Genomic DNA, 20,845 nt, shown 5'->3' with positions numbered 1-20,845 from the left:
GGCGGCTTTGTCATTCCGGACTTCTGTGAAATGAAAAGTAAAACAATACGTCGCTGGTCCTTCATCCACACCTGGTCCAGCCTGGTGTGCACCCTCTTCCTGCTGATGCTGGCCGTCACCGGCCTGCCGCTGGTATTTCATCACGAGATCGAAACCCTGCTCGGTGACGCGCCCCAGTACCGGCAACTGCCCGCCGACACGCCGCGCCTGGACCTTGAGCAACTGGTCAGGGCCGCCGAGGCCCACCGCCCCGGGGAGGTGGTGCAGTACTTCGGCTGGGACGACGACAATCCAGAGGGCCTGTTCGCCATCACCGCCGCCAGCGCCGATGCCGACCCCAACACCTCGCACACCTTCGGCCTGGACAGCCGCACGGGCGAAGTGGTGGAAATGCCGTCGGCCAACGGAGGTTTCATGATGGTGATGCTGCGCCTGCACGTGGACATGTACGCCGGGCTCCCGGGCAAGTTGCTGCTGGCGTTCATGGGGCTGCTGTTCGTGCTGGCCATCGTTTCCGGGGTGGTGCTGTATGCGCCGTTCATGAAGCGCCTGGCCTTCGCCAGCGTGCGGCGGGACAAGTCCACCCGGGTGCGCTGGCTGGACCTGCATAACCTCATCGGCATCGTCACCCTCACCTGGGCGCTGGTGGTGGGCATCACCGGCGTGATCAACGCCTGCGCCGACCTGCTGATCGACGCCTGGCGCAACGACACCCTCACCGCCATGGTCGCCCCGTACCGTGATGCGCCACCGCTGGTTCAGCGGGCACCGGCCAGCCAGGTGCTGGCCATCGCCGAACAAGCCGCGCCGGGCATGGAAGCGGACTTCATTGCCTTCCCCGGCACGCGTTTCTCCAGTGAACACCACTACGCGGTGTTCATGAAAGGCGCCACCCACCTGACCTCGCATCTGCTGACACCGGTACTGATCGACGCCAGCACCCTGGCCGTCACCGCCGTGGGCGCGCGCCCTTGGTACATGGACGCCCTGGGGCTGTCGCAGCCATTGCATTACGGTGATTACGGCGGCCGGCCCATGCAGATCCTGTGGGCGGTGATCGACGTGTTGACCATCATTGTGCTGGGCAGCGGGCTGTACCTGTGGTGGGTACGGCGCAAGGTGAAAGCATGAGCCGCAAGCCATCGCGTTTCTGGCCCGTGTTCGGCGCCCCGCTGGCCATCGCCCTGCTGGGTGCGCTGGGCCTGTTTGCCGCGTTGCTGGGCGATGGCGCCTGGGACTGGTTGTCGTGGCTGGGACTCGGCATCCCCGCCGCGCTGAGCCTGCGGGCCTTGCGTTAGAACGGCCACAGGCGCCTGCTGACCGGTGGAGACAGGGGCACCGGTCAGCACAAACATCAAAAACCCTTCAGCCCACCGCCGCTCTTCACGCAACATCGCTCACCTCCTGCACCGCCTTGACCTGCCCCACGCCATACCAGTCCAGCCGACGGGTCAGCACCATGAACAACCCGAGCATTGCGAACAACAGCAGCGAACCCATCAGCAATGCGTAGTCCTCGGCACTCAGCAACCCGAACAGCAGCCCGTACAGGCCTGCCAGCCCGACGCCAAAGCCCAGCCCGCTGCGCCAACTGTGCAGTACGTGGCTGACGTAGAAGCCGATCAACAGCACGCACCCGCTGGCCGAAAGGCCGTAAGCCAGGGCGAAGCCTATGTGCTCGGCCAGCGACAGCAGCAACAGGTAGAACAACGCCAGGGCGAAGCCCACCAGGGTGTATTGCACCGGGTGAATGGCCAGGCGCTTGAGCACTTCGAACAGGAAGAAACCGGCGAACGTCAGGGCCACGAACAGCAGCGCGTATTTGATCGCCCGGTCGGCCTTGAGGTATTGGTCCACCGGGTCCACCAGGCTGACGCCGAAACGGGTGTTGGTGAACCCCTCGCACTGGTTGGTCTGCAGGCAATCGTCCAGCCGTTCCTGCAGGTTGGTAGAGAAAAAGGACGTCTGCCATTGAGCGTCGAAACCACTGGCGGCGACGTTGCGCTGCACCGGCAGGTAGTCGCCCACGAAGCTGGGGTGTGGCCAGTCAGCCTTGAGCGCCACGCTGCTCTCGCGGCCCACCGGCAGCACATCGAAACGGCCGGTGCCTTGCAGGCCCAGGTCGAATTTCACCTTCAACTCGCGGGCCGTGGCGGCATCCAGCGCCGGCAACTGGGCATGGACACCATTGCCCAGCCAGGCCACCTGGGTGCCGGGCTGGAAGTCCAGGGTCTGATCATCCACTGCCAGTTTCAGCCCGGCTTCGATGCCGCGTATGTCACTGATGCCCACCGCCAACCACGGGGCATCGAATTGGTAATCGGCCAGGTCATCGGTAATACCCAGGCGTTCCGGCAACGTGAAGTCAGCTTCGATGTGGTTGCTGGCGTGGTACAGCCGCGCTTCATAGATGCCCCGGGCCCGGCGCTCGGTGCGCAGGTCTGCCGCCAGGTCGAAGCGCTGGGGCAGGAAGTAGAGGCGCCCGCTGGCGTGGGAATCTTCCTGGTAGCGTTGGCCAGTTTTCTCGTCGGTTTTCCACTGATGCAGGGTCTTGCGGAACGGCACCACCAGCACCGGGCCGCTGAGCTGCTGGCTCAGGCTGGAACTGCGGGCGATATCCTCCAGCACCCCATCGCGGCGCGACTGGCGCTCGCTGATGAGGTTGCCAATCAGCAACAGGGGAATGAGTAGCAACACGATCAACGTGGTGATCATGGCCAGTTTGACACTCAGGTTTCGGTTCATGGGCAGTCGCTCCTTGGCAATGGAGCGAGTGTGCGAGCACCGAATGAGGGATTTATGTGGCGTGTGTGGAGCTTATGTGGAGATTCGCGTCCACGGAAACCACAGGCGTACTTCCACACCGCCATCGACGTTGCCCACGTGCAGGTGGCCACCGTGCAATTGCAGGACCTCCTCGACGAAGTTCAGCCCAAGGCCGGTACTCTTGCGTCCGGTACCGGGCCTTGGCAGCGAGTAGAAGCGTTCGCTCAAGCGCGCCAGCGCGTAATCAGGGATAGCCTCGGCCTGGTTGAACAACAGCAGTTGCTGGCCTTCCACCCGCAGGCGCAACTGGCCACCGGGCGGGGTGAAGTCCAGGGCATTGTCCAGCAGGTTGCTCAGGGCCTGGCGCAGCAGAAAGGGTTCGCCCAGCAAGGCAAACCCTTGCGGCACTTCATTGCTGATGTGCAAACCGTTGCTCTGCACCCGCGCTGCCTGGCTCTGCACCACAGCGTCGAACAACGCCGCGACGGCGACATCGGACTGCTCCTGCAACCCTTGGCGCTGTTCAACCATGGCCAGGTTCAGCAACCGCTCTATCAACTGCTGCAAGCGCGCGCTTTCGCGGTCGATGTTGCCGACGAAGCGCTGTTGCTGATCGGCCGGCATGGGCCCCTGCAACAGCTCAGCCGCGCCGCGAATGGCCGCCAGCGGGCTTTTCAGTTCATGGGTGAGGGTGTGGACGTAGCGCTCTACGTAGTCCTTGCCTTCCAGTTGAGTGCGCATGTGCGCCACGGCGCTTGCCAGTTGCGCCAGCTCCCCCCCGCCGTAGGCAGGCAGCGCCACGCGCTCGCCCTCGCTGACGGCCTGGGCATAGTAGGTCAGTTTGCGCAGCGAGCGGGTCAGCCACCACGACAGGCCCGCGCCCACCAGCAACCCCATGATGATCAGCCCCAGGCCGAACGCCAGCAGCCGGCGCTCCGAGCGGTCGATGTAGGGTTGCAGCGAGCGGTTGGGCTTGGCCACGGTGACCTCGCCGATGATCTGCTCGCCGTCCATGATCGGCGCGCCCACGTGCATCACCGAGGACTCGGGGTCGGCGGGATCACTGCGGGTGGACCGGGCACCGTACTGGCCGCGCAACGTCAGGTAGACGTCATTCCAGCGCGAATAGTCCTGGCCCACCGCCTGCCCGGCGGAGTCCAGCAATACGATGCCCCGCGCGTCGGTGACGTAGATGCGGTGGCTGACCTGGTTTTTCGCCAGCCCCCAGATCTCGGCCTTGGGTTCTCGACGGCCGTATGCCTTGAGGGCGTCGTTGAGGCGGCTCTGGTTCAGGGTGCCGGCCTTGACGTCGGGGGCCAGGATCTCGGCCAGCAGGTTGGCGGTGTCCACCAGGGTTTCTTCGGTGGACTGGCGCACCCCTGGGCGGATTTCCTCGCGTACGGTGTACAGCAGGAAGTAACCGGTCAGGCCGACGAAGAAGAAGTAGACCAGGAATATCCGTATCCCCAGGCGCATCAGCTGTTGCCCGGGCTATAGCTGTAACCCAGGCCCCGGTGGGTCTGGATCGGCTCGGCATCACCGGCTACCTGGCGCAACTTGGCGCGCAGGCTCTTGATGTGGGTATCGATGCTGCGCTCGTAGCCCGCGTCGCTGGGCACACCCACGGCGTCGAGCAATTGTTCCCGGCTCAACACCCGTTCAGGCTGGTCAAGCAACGTCTGCAGCAGGCGAAATTCATGGCGCGTCAGGCTCAGCGGCTGGCCACGGTAGCTGATCAGAAAACGCTCGTTGTCTACCTGGAACACCGGCGCCGGCGTGTCCTGCCGGGGTACCACGCGCTTGAGGATGGCCCGCACCCGCGCCGAGACCTCCCGGGGGCTGAACGGCTTGATCACGTAATCATCGGCACCGATTTCCAGGCCCACCACCCGGTCGATCTCGGCATCGCGCGCAGTGAGGAAGATCACCGGCACTTCGCTGAAACGGCGCAGTTGCTTGCAGGTTTCAAAGCCACTTATATCCGGCAGGCCCACGTCCAGGATCAGCAGGTCGGCCGGCTGGCGGCGCTGGTGCTCCAGCGCGGCCTGGCCAAGGCTGACCCAGGTAGTCTCGAACCCTTCACCCTGCAGGGCGTAGATCAGCGTGTCGGCGATGGCGGCTTCGTCTTCGACGATCAATATGTGCGCCATGGTCTCAGCACTCAGGGTCGCCGGCGGTGTAGCGGCGTGCCGGGTTCACCGCCGCGCCGAACTCGCGCAGGCCCTTGGCACCGATCAGCAGCGGGTAGTTGAAACTGCTGCGGTCTACCAGGTTGGCCTCGATGGTGCGCTTGGTGCCACCCAGGCACATTTCCAGCTCGACTACCGGGCGCTTGGCCACTTCGGCGGTGTCGCCTTCGTCTTCCTCGTCGGCGCGGCTCTTGATGCGGCTGATACGCTCCACCTTGTGCTCGAACACTTTGCCGTCGGCGTCCCTGGTCGCCAGGCGGAAGCGCACCCAGTCTTCGCCGTCACGCTTGAACAACTGGATATCGCGGGCCGAAAGCGAAGCGGTAAGCGCGCCGGTGTCCATCTTGGCCTTGAGCGTGGCACCGCCGATTTCCGGCAGTTTGATGTTTTCGTAGCGCCCATACAGGGTCGGCTCGGCAGCCATGACCGGCAGGGCCAGCAGCGATAGCAGTGCAAGAACGGATTTCACTGGCAGTATTCCTCAGATGATATGTCTACGCCCGTTCCCACATGGGGGCGCGTTCAGCCGATATTTCAGGTGCGTGGGAGCATACCCAAAAAATCGTGAAACAATTGTTGATTACCATTCGGCACTGGCAATTTGGCGTCAGGCGCGGACCTGCTTATCATTGCCGGCCATAATTACTCCAAGAGTCGTTTTATGCGTCGCCTGCTCGCCGGCAGTTTCACCACACTGCTGCTTTTGCTCAATACCCTGGTGCTCATCGGCCCTCTTCTGCTCTTTGCCCTGCTCAAGCTCGTCGTCCACGGGCACTGGCGCGACCGCGCCTCGCGGGTGGTGATGTGGATCGCTGAAACCTGGGCTGAAATCGACAAGCTGATCTTCCGGCTGTGCATCCCCACCCGCTGGGACATACGCGGCGCCGAAAGCCTGCGCGGGGATACTTCCTACCTGGTGGTCAGCAACCACCAGTCCTGGGTCGACATTCCCGCTTTGATCCAGGCCTTGAATCGCCGCACGCCGTTCTTCAAGTTCTTCCTCAAGAAAGAGCTGATCTGGGTGCCTTTCCTGGGCCTGGCCTGGTGGGCGCTGGACTACCCCTTCATGAAGCGCTACACCAAGGCCTTCCTGGACAAGCACCCGCACCTCAAGGGCAAGGACCTGGAGATCACCCGCGAAGCCTGCGAGCTGTTCAAGCGCCAACCGGTGACCGTGGTCAACTACCTGGAAGGCACGCGTTTCACCCAGGCCAAACGTGACGCCCAGGCCTCGCCGTTCAGAAACCTGCTCAAGCCCAAGGCCGGTGGCGTGGCCTTCGTGCTGGCGGCCATGGGCCCGCAGCTGGACCGCATGCTCGACGTGACCGTGGTGTACCCCGAAGGCAGAATTCCGGGTTTCTGGAATTTGCTGTGCGGTGATCTCAAGCAGGTGATCGTCGAGATTCACTCACGCGATATCGACCCGGCGCTGCTGGCCGGCGACTACGAGAACGACCCGGCGTTTCGCCAGACCGTGCAAGACTGGGTGAACGGCTTGTGGCGTGAGAAGGATGCGCGGATCGAGGCGTTGCGCCGGGAGTTGAGCCAGTAAGCACTGTTGTGCCTGATTCTCGAGTTCGCCCGTTCCTGCACAGAGACCTGCCTGCTGCAGGACCGGGCCAAAGTCGGGAATCAACCAACGCGGTTTAGCCGCCTGTACCCCAGATACCACCCAGGGTCTTCAGCAGGCCACCGCCCACGCCTTGCTGCCCCAGGTACTGCAGGATAACCGGCGCGAACTGGCCTACCATGCCGCTGTTCATGCCCAGAGCACCAAAGGCGTTGTTCAGGTCATTGGTGCTCTTCACATCCCCCAGCGCACTGGTCAGGGCACCCTTGTCGGTGCCGGTCTTGCCCAGCAACCCGCCCAGACTGCCCACGGCGTTGGCCCCGGCCAGCTTGTCCAGCCCTGGCACTTGCTGGGTCAGCTGGGAGTAGTCCGACGAACTCAGCTTGTTCTTCGCCAGGCCCAACATGGCGCCCGTACCGCCTACCGCCTGCTCCGGCGTGACCTTCAACTGGCCACCCAGGTTATTGAGCAGCCCCGCGGCCTGGGGGGTGGAAGCAGCGTTGCCGGCCTGGCCGTTCTGTAGTGAAGAGGCCGCGTTCACCGCATCGTTGAGGTTGAAGGCAAAGACCGGGCTGGCCGCCACGGCGGTCAGCGTTGCCAGGGTGATGGCGCGCAAGGTGTTCATGGTTTTCCCCTTGGATCGTTGGGCCGCTGGCACAGGTAGCCAGACGGCAAAAGCCAGGTTTTGACCGGGAAATACGCCATTGTGTTCCAGGCCTGAAATAAATTCGTACAAAAGCGCATCCAACGCGATAGCCACCGCGTATATCACGCAGCGGCCTTGTGGCTGGTCTAGGCTCTAGTGGCCCACCCAGCGGAGGCCGGAACCATCGATACCGATCAGCTACGCCACTTGCTCGCCGACTGCGCTCAAGGCAACCGCCGCGCGTTCGAAACGCTCTACCGCGGCAGCAGTGCCCGCCTTCACGGCGTGGCGCTGCGTTGCGTGGGCCGCCGCGAGTTGGCCGAAGAGGTGGTGCAGGAGAGTTTCGTGCGCATCTGGAACAACGCTTCGCGCTATGACCCCAACCTGGCCGCGCCCATGACCTGGATGGTCAACATCACGCGCCATCTGGCCATAGACCTGCTGCGCCGCCGCCACGAAGTGCCGTTGGACGATGCCCACCTGCAGGCCCTGAGTGACGATGGCCCTTCGGCAGACGAGCAACTGGGCCGGGCCCGTGAGGCGGCGGCGCTGAACCGCTGCCTCGATGACCTGGAGGGTATGCAGCGACAGTCGATCCTCACGGCCTATTTCCACGGCCTGTCCAACGCAGACCTTGCGCGCCAGCTCTCGGCGCCGCTGGGTTCGGTGAAATCGTGGATACGCCGGGGCATGGAGCGCCTGCGCCGGTGCCTGGAATCATGAACTACCAGCACCCGGCGCTGCGCCGCGCACTGGCCGCGGACTACGCAATCGGCCTGATGGCACCCACCGCACGCCGTCGCTTCGAGCGGCTATTGGCCGAGGACCGCGCGCTGGAACAGGAGCTGGGCCAATGGCAGGATGCCCTCGCCCGTTTGGCGACGCCGGTGCCCGACGCCCCGGTACCGGAACGGGTATGGGAAAACATCAAGGCACGGATCGAGCCCCAGCATTTGCACGTACCAACGCGCTCGCGGACGCGCCACTGGCTGCGGGCGACCGCACTGGCGGCAGCGGTGGTGCTGGCGGTGGGCATCGGCATGTACTACAACCGCGACCAGGCGATGTACAGCGCCACCCTGGTCAGCGCCAGCAACCAGCCGGCAGTGACCATCGAGGCGTTTGATCAATATCTGCAGGTCGCGCCGCTGAACCTTGCCAGCGCGCCGGCGGACCGCAGCATGCAATTGTGGGCGATTCCGGCCGAGGGTATGCCGGTATCCCTGGGCCTGATGCCCGAAGGTGGCAAAGGCCGCATCAGGCTGGATGAAAGCCAGCGCAAACTGCTGGGCGAACCCATTGCCCTGGCCATCAGCCTGGAGCCGGCAGGCGGTTCGCCTACCGGGCAGCCAACGGGCCCAGTGCTCTACCATGGCCAGGTGGTCAGCCTATAGCAGCGGACCTGGCCGCGTCCCCGGCGGCGCGCAGCATCAGGCATTACCCTCATGCACCGCCGACGCGGCCAGGTCCGCTGCTACAAGGTCCCCACAGGGTTGCCACGGCCTTGCGGCCGCGGTTACACGGTTTTCAGGCGGCGCTGAAGAGTTTGTGCGGGTCGATGACGAATTTCTTCGGCACGCCAGCATCGAACTCGCCGTAGCCTTCCGGCGCCTGGTCCAGGGTGATCACCTGCACACCCACCACCTCGGCAATGTTGATGCGGTCCCACATGATGGCCTGCATCAGCTGGCGGTTGTACTTCATCACCGGGGTCTGGCCAGTATGGAAGCTGTGGGACTTGGCCCAGCCCAGGCCGAAGCGAATGCTCAGGCTGCCCATCTTCGCCGCGGCGTCCACCGCACCCGGATCTTCGGTCACGTAGAGGCCGGGGATACCGATCTTGCCAGCTACCCGTACCACGCCCATCAACGAGTTGAGCACCGTGGCTGGCGCTTCGTGCTGTGCCCCGGCATGACCATGGCCGCGGGCTTCAAAGCCCACTGCGTCTACCGCGCAATCCACTTCAGGTTCGCCCAGCAGGTCGGCGATCTGTTCATGCAGCGGCGTGTCCTTGGACAGGTCGGCGATTTCAAAGCCCTGGGCCTTGGCATGGGCCAGGCGCACCGGGTTGACGTCGCCGACGATGACGACCGCCGCACCCAGCAGGCGCGCCGAGGCCGCCGCGGCCAGGCCCACCGGCCCGGCACCGGCCACATAAACGGTACTGCCGGGGCCGACGCCTGCGGTGACGGCGCCGTGGTAACCGGTCGGCAGGATGTCGGAGAGGCAAGTCAGGTCACGGATCTTCTCCATGGCCCGGTCGCGGTCGCCCAGTTTGAGCAGGTTGAAATCGGCATAAGGCACCAGCACGTACTCGGCCTGGCCGCCTACCCAGTCACCCATGTCGACATAGCCGTAGGCGCCGCCAGCACGGGCCGGGTTCACCGTCAGGCAGACGCCGGTGTGCTGTTCCTTGCAGGACCGGCAGCGGCCGCAGGCAACGTTGAAGGGTACCGAGACCAGGTCACCGACCTTGAGGTTTTCCACGTCCTTGCCGACTTCCAGTACTTCGCCGGTAATTTCATGGCCCAGCACCAGGCCCACCTGGGCCGTGGTACGGCCGCGAACCATGTGCTGGTCCGAGCCGCAGATATTGGTGGAGACAACCCGCAGAATCACCCCATGTTCGATGCGTTTTCCACGCGGGTCCTGCATTTTCGGGAAGGGAATTGTTTGCACCTCGACCTTGCCGCCGCCGAGATACACCACACCGCGATTACCAGACATGCTTTCACCTCACTGTTGTTGTTTTTAAAGACAGCTGCAAGCCCTGAGCTTCAAGCGGCCAGCAAAAGCGGACCGCGGCTCGTGCCAGCTTGCACCTAGAGGACAACCGTCCGACCTCCGTTCAGGAACACCCGCCGCTCGATGTGAAAACCCACCGCCCGAGCCAGGGTCTGGCATTCGATGTCGCGCCCCTTGGCGATCAGGTCTTCGGCGTAATGGCTGTGGTCCACGACCTCGACGCCCTGAGCGATGATCGGGCCTTCGTCCAGGTCGTTGTTGATGTAGTGCGCCGTGGCGCCCACCAGCTTCACGCCCTTGTTGTACGCCTGGTGGTAGGGCTTGGCGCCTTTGAAGCCGGGCAGCAGCGAGTGGTGGATATTGATGGCCCAGCCGTCCAGGCGGCGGCACAGCTGGGGCGACAGCACTTGCATGTAGCGGGCGAGAATCACCAGTTCGGCTCCCTTCTGCTCGATGACCTCCAGCACCTTGCGCTCTTGCGCAGGCTTGTCGTTCGGGTCCAGGGGGAAATGGTAGTAGGGAATTTCGTGCCAGCGAGCCAATGGTTCCAGATCCGGATGGTTGGACACCACCGCTACCACGTCCATGGGCAACTGGCCGATGCGTTGACGGTAGAGCAGGTCATTCAGGCAGTGGTCGGCCCTGGAGACCATGATCACTACCTTGGGCCGATACTGCGGGGCCGTCAGCTCGAAGACCATGCCGAACGATTCGCCCCGTTCGGCCAGGCCGGCGCGAAAGGATTGCTCATCGAAGCCGTCGGGCTGGCGGAATTCGACACGAATGAAAAACCGCGACGACAGGCGATCGTCGAACGAATGGTGCTCGGTGACATAGCAACCTTGTTCGAACAGGTAACGGGTCACTGCGTCTACCGTGCCGAGCATGCTGGGGCAGTCGGCGGTGAGGATCCAGGTATCGGGGGCACGGCTCATGGTAGGGCTCCAGTGCAGTGGTGAGACCTTCCCCGGCTTCGCCCGGCCCCACGCACCTGTGGGACCGGGCGAAGCTCAGGAAGGATCAACCGGTGATTTCCAGGCCATATTCGGCCGACGCGTCCTGCAACCACAGCCACCAGTAATCGGAGAAGCTGCGGCGCACCAGCAGCTCCCAGACATCCTCACTGGGCCGACGGATCACCAGTTGCGACTTGGCGAACACCGTACCCACGGCCTTGCCCACCGGAAAGTTGTCGGGGTGCACGTCGTAGCTGGTGGATTTCATCAGCACCTGGCGCACATTGGGGCCGCTCAGTTCCAGCAGGCTCTGACCACCGCTGACGTTGACCACGGCAATATGCTGGCCGGCCAGTGCTTCACGCAGGCGGTTTTCGGTGGCTACTTCTTCGCCCGCGGGCACGATCAGCAACCACTCATCAGGGCTCAGCCACTGCAGCGAGGTATCACCCTTGCTCACCAGCGCCAGCGCGCCCGGCAGTTCCAGGCCCAGGGCCTTGGACACGCCTTCGGCGAAAGCCACGTCATGGCCGTTGCCGCGCAGGGTCAGGTGGCCCAGCAGTTTCCTGTCGCGCAGCTTCACACCGGCGTTCTTGCGGCCCTTGCCCACCAGCTTGGCCAGGTCGGCGTGGTGCAGCGGTGCCTCGGCCTTGGCGCCGGTGGCCGGGCGTTGTTCGTATACGTTGACTGTGGTCATGTGGACACCTATCAAAAACTCAGTGAGCTGACACCATTCGTAGCCGCAGCCTTCGGGCAGCGGCTACGGTCGATATCAAACGTTCTGTTGTTCGCCTTTGGGGTCGAAGAACACCGAAGAGCAGATTTCGGCCTCGATCACGCTGCCATCCACCAGCGGCGCGTAAACCTTCTCGCCCATGCGCTTGAGGCCACCCTTGACCACCGCCAGGGCAAACGAATGGCCGAGGGTGGCGCTCATGTAGCTGGAGGTCACGTGGCCCACCATGCTCATGGGGATCGCCTGCCGGGTGTCGAACACCAGTTGCGCGCCTTCCGGCAGCACCTTGTTCGGGTCGGTCGGCTTGAGCCCCACCAGTTGCTTGCGCTGTTCGCGCACGCAGTCCTCGCGGTTCATGCCACGCCAGCCGATCCACGAGAACGGCTTGGTACGGCCCACGCACCAGCCCATGTTCAGGTCGTCCGGGGTCATGGAGCCGTCAGTGTCCTGGCCGACGATGATGAAGCCCTTCTCGGCCCGCAACACGTGCATGGTCTCGGTGCCGTACGGGGTCAGGTTGTACTGCTTGCCCGCCTCCACGATCTGTTCAAGCACACCCATGGCGTAGTCTGCCTGGATGTTCACTTCGTACGACAGTTCACCGGTGAACGAGATACGGAACACACGGGCCGGTACCCCGCCAACCTGGCCTTCCTTCCAGGTCATGAACGGGAAGGCGTCCTTGTCCAGGTCGATGTCGGTGACGTGGCTCAGCAGTTTGCGGCTGTTGGGCCCCGACAGGGTCAGGGTGGCCCAGTGGTCGGTGACCGAGGTGAAATACACCTTCAGGTCCGGCCACTCGGTCTGCTGGTAGATTTCCAGCCACTGCAGCACGCGAGCCGCACCGCCGGTGGTGGTAGTCATCAGGAAGTGGTTGTCGGCAAGGCAGGCGGTCACGCCGTCGTCGAAGACCATGCCGTCTTCCTTGCACATCAGGCCGTAACGGGCCTTGCCCACATCCAGTTTGGTCCAGGCGTTGGTGTAGATGCGGTTGAGGAACTCGCGGGCGTCCGGGCCCTGGATGTCGATCTTGCCCAGGGTGGAAGCATCCAGCAGGCCGACGCTGTCACGCACGGCCTTGCACTCACGGGCCACGGCCGAGTGCAGCGTTTCGCCACGCTTGGGGAAATACCAGGGGCGCTTCCACTGCCCCACGTCTTCGAACTCGGCGCCGTTCTTCACATGCCAGGCATGCAGGGCGGTGAAGCGCACCGGCTCGAACAGGTGGCCACAGTGGCGGCCGGCCACGGCACCAAAGGTGACCGGGGTGTAGTTGGGGCGGAACATGGTGGTGCCCATCTCGGTGATCGAGATGCCGCGGCTGCGGGCGGCAATGGCCAGGCCATTGATATTGCCCAGCTTGCCCTGATCCGTACCGAAGCCCAGCGCGGTGTAGCGCTTGACGTGCTCCACCGACTCGAAGCCCTCGCGGGTCGCCAGCTCGATGGCGGCGGCGGTGACGTCGTTCTGCTGGTCGACGAATTGCTTCGGCGCCCGGGCAGTGGATTTGTCGTGGGGCACCTGGAACAGCGCCACGGTGGCTTCTTCCTGGCGGGCCAGAGCCTTGGGCATGGTGCCCTCGACGATCTTGAAGCCGGCCTCGGCGGCGGCGCGCGCACCCCCTTCAAAACCGTCCGACAGGGCATCCGCCAGGTTGAACACACCGTTCACGCCGCCCACGCACACGCGCTTCTGCGGGGCATCGCCGGGTACGAAGGCGAGGATGTCCTCGCGCCAGACAGGCTTGCCGCCCAGGTGCGAAGCCAGGTGTACCACGGGGCTATAACCACCCGAGCTACCCACCAGGTCGCAGTCCAGCCATTCACCCGGGCTGGCCACTTTGTGCGCCTTCAGGTCGATGGCCGCCACGCGGGCCGCGCTCACGTGCTTGCTGCCACGGGTTTCGATCACCGCGCTTGCGGTCAGGATGCGGATGCCCTTGGCACGCGCTTCCTCCACCAGCGAGCCCCGGGGGTTGTGGCGTGCATCAGCGATGGCCACCACCTGCAGGCCGGCGTCGAACCAGTCCAGTGCCACGCGGTACGCGTAATCGTTGTTGGTCGACAGCACCAGCTTCTTGCCAGGCGCCACGCCGTAGCGGCGCACGTAAGTGGAAATGGCACCCGCCAGCATGTTGCCCGGTACGTCGTTGTTGCCGTACACCAGCGGGCGCTCATGGGCACCAGTGGCCAATACCACGCGTTTGGCCCGCACGCGGTGCATGCGCTGGCGAACCTGGCCGATGGGCGCGCGGTCGCCCAGGTGGTCGGTGAGGCGCTCGTGAATGGTCAGGAAATTGTGGTCGTGGTAGCCGTTGACCGTGGCACGTGGCAACAGGGTCACGTTGGCGATACCGCGCAATTCGCTGACCACCTGGTGGGCCCACTCGGCCGCGGGCTTTCCGTCCAGGCTTTCGCGGGTGTCGAGCAGGCTGCCGCCGAACTCTTCCTGTTCGTCGGCGACGATCACGCGGGCGCCGCTGCGGGCAGCAGCCAGCGCGGCGGCCAGGCCAGCAGGGCCGGCACCGACGATCAGCACATCACAGTGCTGGTTCATGTAGTCGTAGGTGTCAGGGTCGTTCTCGGTCGGCGAGCGGCCCAGGCCCGCGGCCTTGCGGATGTACTTCTCGTAGGTCATCCAGAAGGACTGCGGGTACATGAAGGTCTTGTAGTAGAAGCCAGGGGGCATGAGCTTGCCGCCGACCTTGCCCAGAATGCCCATCACGTCGGTGTTGACGTTGGGCCAGCCGTTGGTGCTGGTGGCTACCAGGCCCTGGTAAAGCGCCTGCTGGGTGGCGCGCACGTTGGGGATCTGCGTGGCTTCGGTGGCGCCGATCTGCAGGATGGCGTTCGGCTCTTCGGCACCGGCGGCGATGATGCCGCGAGGGCGCGAGTACTTGAAGCTGCGGCCCACGATGTCGACGCCGTTGGCCAGCAACGCGGCCGCCAGGGTGTCACCTTCATAGCCGCTGTAGGTCTGGCCATTGAAGGTGAAGGTTATTTTCTTGCTGCGATCGATACGACCGCCGCTGGACAGGCGATTGACCTGGCTCATGCTTTATCTCCCGCGGCCGTGAACTGGGGCTTGGTGCCGATCGGATAGGTTTCGAGAATCTCGTACGACACTGTGTCGCGGGTGGCGTTGAAGTACTGGCGGCAGCCGGCAGCGTGAATCCACAGTTCGTGGTGCAGCCCGCGCGGGTTGTCACGGAAGAACATGTAGTCGCCCCACTGCGCGTCGGTGCAGGCGCCAGGGTCCAGCGGGCGAGGAATGTGGGCCTGGCCGGAGGCGTGAAATTCTTCTTCGGAGCGCAGCTCGCCGCAATGAGGACAGAAGATATGCAACATGGTGGGGTTCTCCTGTTAGTGGGCGACGGCGGCAGCGCCGTGTTCGTCGATCAGCGCGCCGTTGTGGAAGCGCTCGATGGAAAAGGGTTTGGCCAGGGGGTGCATCTCGCCCTTGGCCAGGCTGGCGGCAAACACGTTGCCCGAGCCCGGGGTGGCCTTGAAGCCGCCGGTACCCCAGCCGCAGTTGAAGAACATGTTTGGCACCGGGGTCTTGGAAATGATCGGGCAGGCGTCGGGGGTGGTGTCGACGATGCCGCCCCATTGACGGTTCATGCGCACGCGCGACAGCACCGGGAACATTTCGACGATGGCCTGCAGGGTGTGCTCGATCACCGGGTACGAACCGCGCTGGCCGTAACCGACCCAGCCGTCGATACCGGCACCGATCACCAGGTCGCCCTTGTCGGACTGGCTGATGTAGCCGTGCACGGCATTGGACATGATCACACTGTCGATGATGGGTTTGATCGGCTCCGACACCAGCGCTTGCAGCGGGTGGGACTCGACCGGCAGGCGGAAACCGGCCAGCTTGGCCATGTGCCCGGAGTTACCGGCGGTGACCACGCCCACGCGCTTGGCGCCGATGAAGCCCTTGGTGGTTTCAACGCCGATGCACACGCCGTTTTCCTTGCGAAAGCCGATGACCTCGGTCTGCTGGATCAGGTCCACGCCCAAGGCGTCGGCGGCACGGGCAAAGCCCCAGGCCACGGCATCGTGACGAGCCACGCCGCCACGGCGCTGAACGGTCGCGCCGATGATCGGGTAGCGGGTGTTCTTCGAGCAGTCCAGGTAGGGGATTTCTTCCGCCACCTGCTTGCCGTTCAGCAGCTCGCCGTCCACGCCGTTGAGGCGGTTGGCGCTGACGCGGCGTTCGGAGTCGCGCATGTCCTGCAGGGTGTGGCACAGGTTGTACACACCGCGCTGGCTGAACATGACGTTGTAGTTGAGGTCCTGGGACAGGCCTTCCCACAGTTTCATGGCGTGCTCGTACAGGTGGGCCGATTCGTCCCACAGGTAGTTCGAGCGCACGATGGTGGTGTTGCGGGCGGTGTTGCCGCCACCCAGCCACCCCTTCTCCACCACGGCCACGTTCTTGATGCCGTGCTCCTTGGCCAAGTAGTAGGCAGTCGCCAGGCCGTGCCCGCCGCCACCGACGATGACCACGTCATAGACTTTTTTCGGCGTGGGCGTGCGCCACATGCGCTGCCAGTTCTCGTGGTGGCTGAGGGAGTGCTTGAGGAGGCCGAAGCCCGAATAGCGTTGCATAGGGGGTTACTCCAGCTCAGCGGTAAACCGGGAAGTCAGCACACAGGTCGGCGACATTGCGGGCCACATCGGCCTCCACGTCGGCATCACCCAGGTTGTCGAGGATGTCGCAGATCCAGCCGGCCAGCGTGGTGCATTGGGCCACTTTGAAGCCACGGCTGGTCACGGCCGGGGTGCCGATGCGCAGGCCCGAGGTCACGAACGGCGACTGCGGGTCGTTGGGCACCGCGTTCTTGTTGACGGTGATATGGGCGCGGCCCAGGGCGGCGTCCGCATCCTTGCCGGTCAGGCCCTGGCGAATCAGGCTGACCAGGAACAGGTGGTTGTCGGTACCGCCGGACACCACGTCGTAACCACGTTCGATGAACACGCCCGCCATGGCCTGGGCGTTATCGATGACCTGTTGCTGGTACGCCTTGAAGCCAGGCTCCAGGGCTTCCTTGAAGCACACGGCCTTGGCCGCGATCACGTGCATCAGCGGGCCGCCCTGCCCGCCGGGGAATACCGCGGCATTGAGTTTCTTTTCCAGGGCCTCGTTGGCGCGGGCCAGGATCAGGCCGCCACGTGGGCCGCGCAGGGTCTTGTGGGTAGTGGTGGTCACTACGTCGGCGAATGGAATGGGGTTGGGGTACAGGCCCGCGGCGACCAGGCCCGCCACGTGGGCCATGTCGACGAACAGGTACGCGCCCACCTTGTCGGCGATCTCGCGAAAGCGCGGGAAGTCCAGGGTCTTGGAGTAGGCCGAGAAGCCAGCGATGATCATTTTCGGCTGGTGCTCGACGGCCAGGCGCTCCACTTCGTCGTAGTCGATCAGGCCGGTGTCGGTGTCGATGCCGTACTGCACGGCGTTGTAAAGCTTGCCACTGAAGCTGACCTTGGCGCCGTGGGTCAGGTGGCCACCATGGGCCAGGCTCATGCCCAGCACGGTGTCACCGGCCTGGAGCAGGGCCAGGTACACCGCGGCGTTGGCCTGGCTGCCCGAGTGGGGCTGGACGTTGGCGTAATCGGCGCCGAACAACTGCTTGGCGCGGTCGATGGCCAGTTGCTCGACTTTATCCACGTGTTCGCAGCCGCCGTAGTAGCGTTTGCCCGGGTAGCCTTCGGCGTACTTGTTGGTCAGGCCGCTGCCTTGTGCCTGCATCACGCGCTTGCTGGTGTAGTTTTCCGAAGCGATCAGCTCGATGTGATCTTCCTGACGCTGTTCCTCGGCATTCATTGCCGCCAGCAGTGCATCGTCGTAACCCTGGATCTGGTCTTGCTTGCTGAACATCGCGGATCTCCCAGCGGCGGCGTGGCGCCTTTGATATTGGTTGGCGGCCGCCGTGCGACAGGGCCCCCCTTTGGAAGCGATGGTAGGGCCGGCGCTTGCAGACCAGATGCCTGCGCACGCCACACAAAGGTGCGTTTACGACATCCCCGCAAAACCAGTGGAGAGTCGCCCGGCGCCACAGAACAACATGCCAATACCCGCGGCGATATTCCTGGTTTACAGTGACCGGCTACAAGAACACAAGGAACCGGCCATGAACGACCAAAGCCAACAGTTTGCCAGCGACAACTATTCGGGCATCTGCCCTGAAGCCTGGGCGGCCATGGAGCAGGCCAACCAAGGCCATCAACGGGCCTACGGCGACGACCAATGGACGGCACGGGCCGCCGATGAATTTCGCCGCCTGTTCGAAACCGACTGCGAGGTATTCTTTGCCTTCAACGGCACCGCAGCCAACTCCCTGGCGCTGTCGTCCCTGTGCCAGAGCTACCACAGCGTCATCTGCTCGGAAACGGCCCACGTGGAGACCGACGAATGCGGCGCTCCCGAGTTCTTCTCCAACGGTTCCAAGCTGCTCACCGCCCGCAGTGAGAACGGCAAGCTCACCCCCGAGGCGATCCGCGAAGTGGCGCTCAAGCGCCAGGACATCCACTACCCCAAACCGCGCGTGGTTACGCTGACACAGGCCACCGAAGTGGGCAGCGTCTACCGCCCCGAGGAACTCAAGGCCATCAGCGCCACCTGCAAGGAGCTGGGGCTGAACTTGCACATGGACGGTGCGCGCTTTGCCAATGCCTGCGCCACCCTGGGCTGCTCGCCGGCGGAACTGACGTGGAAGTCGGGGGTGGACGTGCTGTGTTTCGGCGGCACCAAGAACGGCATGGCGGTCGGCGAGGCCATTCTGTTCTTCAAGCATGAGCTGGCGGTGGACTTCGACTACCGGTGCAAGCAGGCCGGGCAACTGGCATCGAAAATGCGCTTCCTGTCGGCGCCTTGGGTGGGCTTGCTGGAAAACGACGCGTGGCTCAAGCACGCCCGCCACGCCAACCACTGCGCCACGTTGCTCAGCCAATTGGTGGCAGACATTCCCGGGGTTGAGTTGATGTTCCCGGTGGAAGCCAACGGGGTGTTCCTGCAGATGTCGGAACCGGCGCTGGAAGCGTTGCGTGGCAAGGGCTGGCGGTTCTATACCTTCATTGGCAGCGGCGGTGCGCGGTTCATGTGCTCGTGGGATACCGAAGAACCGCGGGTACGGGAGTTGGCCGCGGACATTCGCCAGGTCATGAGCTGAAACAGGGGTTGGCCTTTTCCCGAGCTTCGCCCGGTCCCATATTGAACGCATGCCAATAGCAGGACCGGGCGAAACAGCGCTCTAGAGCTTGAACCCTCCCATCTGCCGCGCCAGGTCATCGGCCAGCCCACGCAACGCCTGGCATTCCTCGCGGCCGTTGCGCACCTCCCCTGCCGTGGCGCGGGCCAGGTCGGAAATGCCTTGTACGTTGCGGTTGATCTCTTCGGTCACCGCCGTCTGCTCTTCCGTCGCCGTGGCCACCTGGTGGTTCATGTCGCTGATGCGCTCCACCTGGTCGGTGATGGCCGTCAGCGACGTACCGGTCCGCTGGCTCGCGGCTACCCCGGTGCCCGTCGCTGCCTGGCCGCTGTGCATCGACGCCACCGCCGTGTCGGCCCCTTGCTTGAGCCGGCCGATCATCTTCTGAATCTCGTCGGTGGAGGCCTGGGTACGCTGGGCCAGGGTGCGTACCTCGTCAGCCACCACCGCGAAGCCACGGCCCATCTCCCCGGCCCGAGCGGCCTCGATGGCGGCGTTCAGCGCCAGCAGGTTGGTCTGCTCGGAGATACCCCGGATCACCGCCAGCACCTGGTCGATGGAGCCCACCTGCTCGGCCAGCTCACCCACCGCGCTGGCCGCACTACCAATTTCCTGCGACATGCCTTCGATATGCGCGATGGAACGGCCCACGATATCCCGCGCCTGCAAGGCCTCATCCCGAGCGCTTTGCGACGCTTCGGCGGCATTGCCCGCGTTGCGGGCGATTTCCTGCACGGTCAGGCCCATCTCGTGCACCGCCGTGGCTACCATGTCGGTCATTTCCTGTTGGCGGCCCGCGCGTTCGGCGGTGTTGTCTACCACTTGCGCGACATTTCCCACCGAACTGCGCAGGCGCTCGCTGGTGGCCAACACGTCGGCAATCATGTCGCGCTGGCTACCCAGAAAGCGGTTGAAACCACGGGCCAGATCGCCCAGCTCGTCGGCGCGGGCATCGTCAAGGCGGTGGGTCAGGTCACCACCGCCACTGCCGATGGCCACCAGGGCCGCCGTCACCTGGCGGATAGGCCGTACCAGGCCACGGGCCAGTACCACCACCAGCAACAGGCAGACAAACGCCACCGCCAGGCCGATCAGACTGGTCAGCCACATGGCCTGGCGTGCCTGGGCGTAGATCTGCGCCTCGGGCACTTCCGCTACCAGGCTCCAGTTGAGGTCGCGCAGGGGCAAGGCCAGGGCCAGGTAATCTTCGCCGTCACGCTGGAAAGCGCTGGTGGTCAGGCCGGGGTGGCCCAGCACGGCAGCGGCGGCTTGCGGGCCGATCTGCTCGGCCAACTGCCGCTTGCCGCTCAACTGAGCATCGGGATGAACCTGGATCAAACCGTCGTTGCGCACCAGGAACACCTTGCCGTGCTCGCCGAAACTGTAGTTGTGAATCAATTCCGACAGTTCGCTCATGCTCAGGCCCAGGCCTGCGATGCCCAGGGTCTTGCCCGCTTGCTGCACCCGCAGGTCGATGAACAGGGTCAAGGCGCCCGTGCTGGTGTCCGTGTCGATGTTGAGGGTGCGCGGCTTGCCGCTGTCCAGGAACTGGTAGAACCAGGCGTCCTGGGCGTTGGCCCGGCTCAAGGTACGGTCCAGGCCTTTCTCGGTGTAGTAATGGTTGCTGTCGGCGCTGGCAATCAAGGCGGTGAAGGCTTTGTGCTCGCTGCGCACACCTTCGAGATAACGAGTGAATGATGGCACTTGGGCACCATTTTCGCCCTCAGCCAGCCATTGCTGCACCAGCGTGTTGCTGGCGATGTCGTTGGCAGCCGTCAATGGCTTGCTCAATATCCGTTCAATGTCATTGCGCATCGCTTCCACACTGGCAGGCAGTGCGGTTTCCAGCAAATAGCTCTGGGCCAGGCGGTTCACCACCACGGTGTAGATACCCACCACTATCAGGATGCTGACCAGCAAGGCGGTGCCCATGCTGAGGATCAATTGCCATTGGATACTGCGGCGCCACAACTGCATGGGTGTAACCCTCTGAATGTCTACATCGGATGACCTGCAACAGCCAT

General features: G+C 64.1%; 19 protein-coding genes and 1 pseudogene. 6 read left to right on the top strand and 14 right to left on the bottom strand.

Annotated features, from left to right (window positions below; genetic code table 11):
• Positions 1–30: 30 nt before the first annotated feature.
• Positions 31–1,131: a PepSY-associated TM helix domain-containing protein gene (locus QBK88_RS01420; protein WP_277960611.1), complete on the top strand. Its 1,101-nt coding sequence runs from the start codon at positions 31–33 to the stop codon at positions 1,129–1,131.
• The gene (locus QBK88_RS01415) at positions 1,128–1,298 is read left to right on the top strand and encodes a hypothetical protein (protein ID WP_176572128.1); all 171 of its coding nucleotides are present in this window, start codon (positions 1,128–1,130) and stop codon (positions 1,296–1,298) included. Before QBK88_RS01420 ends, QBK88_RS01415 begins: the two co-directional genes overlap by 4 nt.
• Positions 1,299–1,383: 85 nt before the next feature.
• Here the strand turns inward: QBK88_RS01415 and creD are convergent, their stop codons facing one another.
• The 4 genes from creD to rloA2 form a co-directional block, all read right to left on the bottom strand.
• On the bottom strand, positions 1,384–2,745 hold the full coding sequence (gene creD, locus QBK88_RS01410; protein ID WP_277960610.1) for a cell envelope integrity protein CreD: 1,362 nt from the start codon (positions 2,743–2,745) through the stop codon (positions 1,384–1,386).
• A gap of 72 nt (positions 2,746–2,817) precedes the next feature.
• The gene (gene creC, locus QBK88_RS01405) at positions 2,818–4,242 is read right to left on the bottom strand and encodes a two-component system sensor histidine kinase CreC (protein WP_277960609.1); all 1,425 of its coding nucleotides are present in this window, start codon (positions 4,240–4,242) and stop codon (positions 2,818–2,820) included.
• Positions 4,242–4,916: a two-component system response regulator CreB gene (creB, locus tag QBK88_RS01400; RefSeq protein WP_277960608.1), complete on the bottom strand. Its 675-nt coding sequence runs from the start codon at positions 4,914–4,916 to the stop codon at positions 4,242–4,244. The genes creC and creB overlap by 1 nt, the downstream gene beginning before the upstream one ends.
• Positions 4,917–4,920: 4 nt before the next feature.
• Positions 4,921–5,424, bottom strand: coding sequence for a retropepsin-like aspartic peptidase RloA2 (rloA2, locus tag QBK88_RS01395; RefSeq protein ID WP_277960607.1), 504 nt, complete (start codon positions 5,422–5,424; stop codon positions 4,921–4,923).
• A 192-nt stretch (positions 5,425–5,616) separates the two neighbouring features.
• Here rloA2 and QBK88_RS01390 point away from each other — a divergent pair, with 192 nt between their 5' ends.
• Positions 5,617–6,507, top strand: coding sequence for an acyltransferase (locus QBK88_RS01390; protein WP_268147649.1), 891 nt, complete (start codon positions 5,617–5,619; stop codon positions 6,505–6,507).
• A 94-nt stretch (positions 6,508–6,601) separates the two neighbouring features.
• Here the strand turns inward: QBK88_RS01390 and QBK88_RS01385 are convergent, their stop codons facing one another.
• Positions 6,602–7,150: a DUF2780 domain-containing protein gene (locus QBK88_RS01385; protein ID WP_268147647.1), complete on the bottom strand. Its 549-nt coding sequence runs from the start codon at positions 7,148–7,150 to the stop codon at positions 6,602–6,604.
• Positions 7,151–7,327: 177 nt separating this feature from the next.
• Between QBK88_RS01385 and QBK88_RS01380 the strand changes: the two genes are divergently transcribed.
• A complete protein-coding gene (locus QBK88_RS01380; RefSeq protein ID WP_277960606.1) occupies positions 7,328–7,894 on the top strand; it encodes a sigma-70 family RNA polymerase sigma factor in 567 nt (188 codons plus the stop codon).
• Positions 7,891–8,565 carry an anti-sigma factor gene (locus tag QBK88_RS01375; RefSeq protein ID WP_277960605.1) on the top strand — a complete coding sequence of 225 codons (675 nt, stop codon included), beginning with the start codon at positions 7,891–7,893 and terminating at the stop codon, positions 8,563–8,565. The genes QBK88_RS01380 and QBK88_RS01375 overlap by 4 nt, the downstream gene beginning before the upstream one ends.
• A gap of 133 nt (positions 8,566–8,698) precedes the next feature.
• On the opposite strand, the gene fdhA is transcribed toward QBK88_RS01375, so the two are convergent.
• The 7 genes from fdhA to glyA all read right to left on the bottom strand — a co-directional run bounded on the left by fdhA (position 8,699) and on the right by glyA (position 17,491).
• The gene (gene fdhA, locus QBK88_RS01370) at positions 8,699–9,898 is read right to left on the bottom strand and encodes a formaldehyde dehydrogenase, glutathione-independent (RefSeq protein ID WP_027980277.1); all 1,200 of its coding nucleotides are present in this window, start codon (positions 9,896–9,898) and stop codon (positions 8,699–8,701) included.
• Between the two features lie 95 nt (positions 9,899–9,993).
• Entirely contained in the window at positions 9,994–10,851 is an 858-nt protein-coding gene (gene purU / locus QBK88_RS01365; RefSeq protein WP_277960604.1) for a formyltetrahydrofolate deformylase, read from the bottom strand.
• 85 nt (positions 10,852–10,936) lie between these two features.
• Positions 10,937–11,569 carry a sarcosine oxidase subunit gamma family protein gene (locus QBK88_RS01360; protein WP_277960603.1) on the bottom strand — a complete coding sequence of 211 codons (633 nt, stop codon included), beginning with the start codon at positions 11,567–11,569 and terminating at the stop codon, positions 10,937–10,939.
• A 75-nt stretch (positions 11,570–11,644) separates the two neighbouring features.
• Complete coding sequence (locus QBK88_RS01355) at positions 11,645–14,662, bottom strand: sarcosine oxidase subunit alpha (RefSeq protein ID WP_277960602.1); 3,018 nt, start codon at positions 14,660–14,662, stop codon at positions 11,645–11,647.
• Entirely contained in the window at positions 14,659–14,955 is a 297-nt protein-coding gene (locus tag QBK88_RS01350; RefSeq protein WP_277960601.1) for a sarcosine oxidase subunit delta, read from the bottom strand. The genes QBK88_RS01355 and QBK88_RS01350 overlap by 4 nt, the downstream gene beginning before the upstream one ends.
• A gap of 15 nt (positions 14,956–14,970) precedes the next feature.
• Positions 14,971–16,221: a sarcosine oxidase subunit beta family protein gene (locus QBK88_RS01345; protein WP_277960600.1), complete on the bottom strand. Its 1,251-nt coding sequence runs from the start codon at positions 16,219–16,221 to the stop codon at positions 14,971–14,973.
• Between the two features lie 16 nt (positions 16,222–16,237).
• Positions 16,238–17,491, bottom strand: coding sequence for a serine hydroxymethyltransferase (glyA, locus tag QBK88_RS01340; RefSeq protein ID WP_277960599.1), 1,254 nt, complete (start codon positions 17,489–17,491; stop codon positions 16,238–16,240).
• Between the two features lie 253 nt (positions 17,492–17,744).
• Between glyA and QBK88_RS01335 the strand changes: the two genes are divergently transcribed.
• Entirely contained in the window at positions 17,745–18,782 is a 1,038-nt protein-coding gene (locus QBK88_RS01335) for a threonine aldolase family protein (protein WP_277960598.1), read from the top strand.
• Positions 18,783–18,863: 81 nt separating this feature from the next.
• Here QBK88_RS01335 and QBK88_RS30775 read toward each other — a convergent pair whose 3' ends face one another.
• Together QBK88_RS30775 and QBK88_RS30770 are read right to left on the bottom strand one after the other, a co-directional pair.
• Positions 18,864–19,592 (bottom strand): methyl-accepting chemotaxis protein, encoded by a 729-nt coding sequence (locus tag QBK88_RS30775; RefSeq protein WP_445764879.1) that lies wholly within the window; start codon positions 19,590–19,592, stop codon positions 18,864–18,866.
• A 135-nt stretch (positions 19,593–19,727) separates the two neighbouring features.
• Positions 19,728–20,753, bottom strand: a pseudogene (locus QBK88_RS30770) (HAMP domain-containing protein); the annotation flags it as partial.
• Positions 20,754–20,845 lie beyond the last annotated feature (92 nt).

The sequence above is a fragment of the Pseudomonas sp. RIT-To-2 genome (assembly GCF_029623465.1).
In the GTDB taxonomy this organism is placed as follows: Bacteria; Pseudomonadota; Gammaproteobacteria; order Pseudomonadales; family Pseudomonadaceae; genus Aquipseudomonas; species Aquipseudomonas silvicola.
Note: the sequence above shows the minus strand (reverse complement) of the source record. Positions and strands in the feature narration are given on the sequence as shown.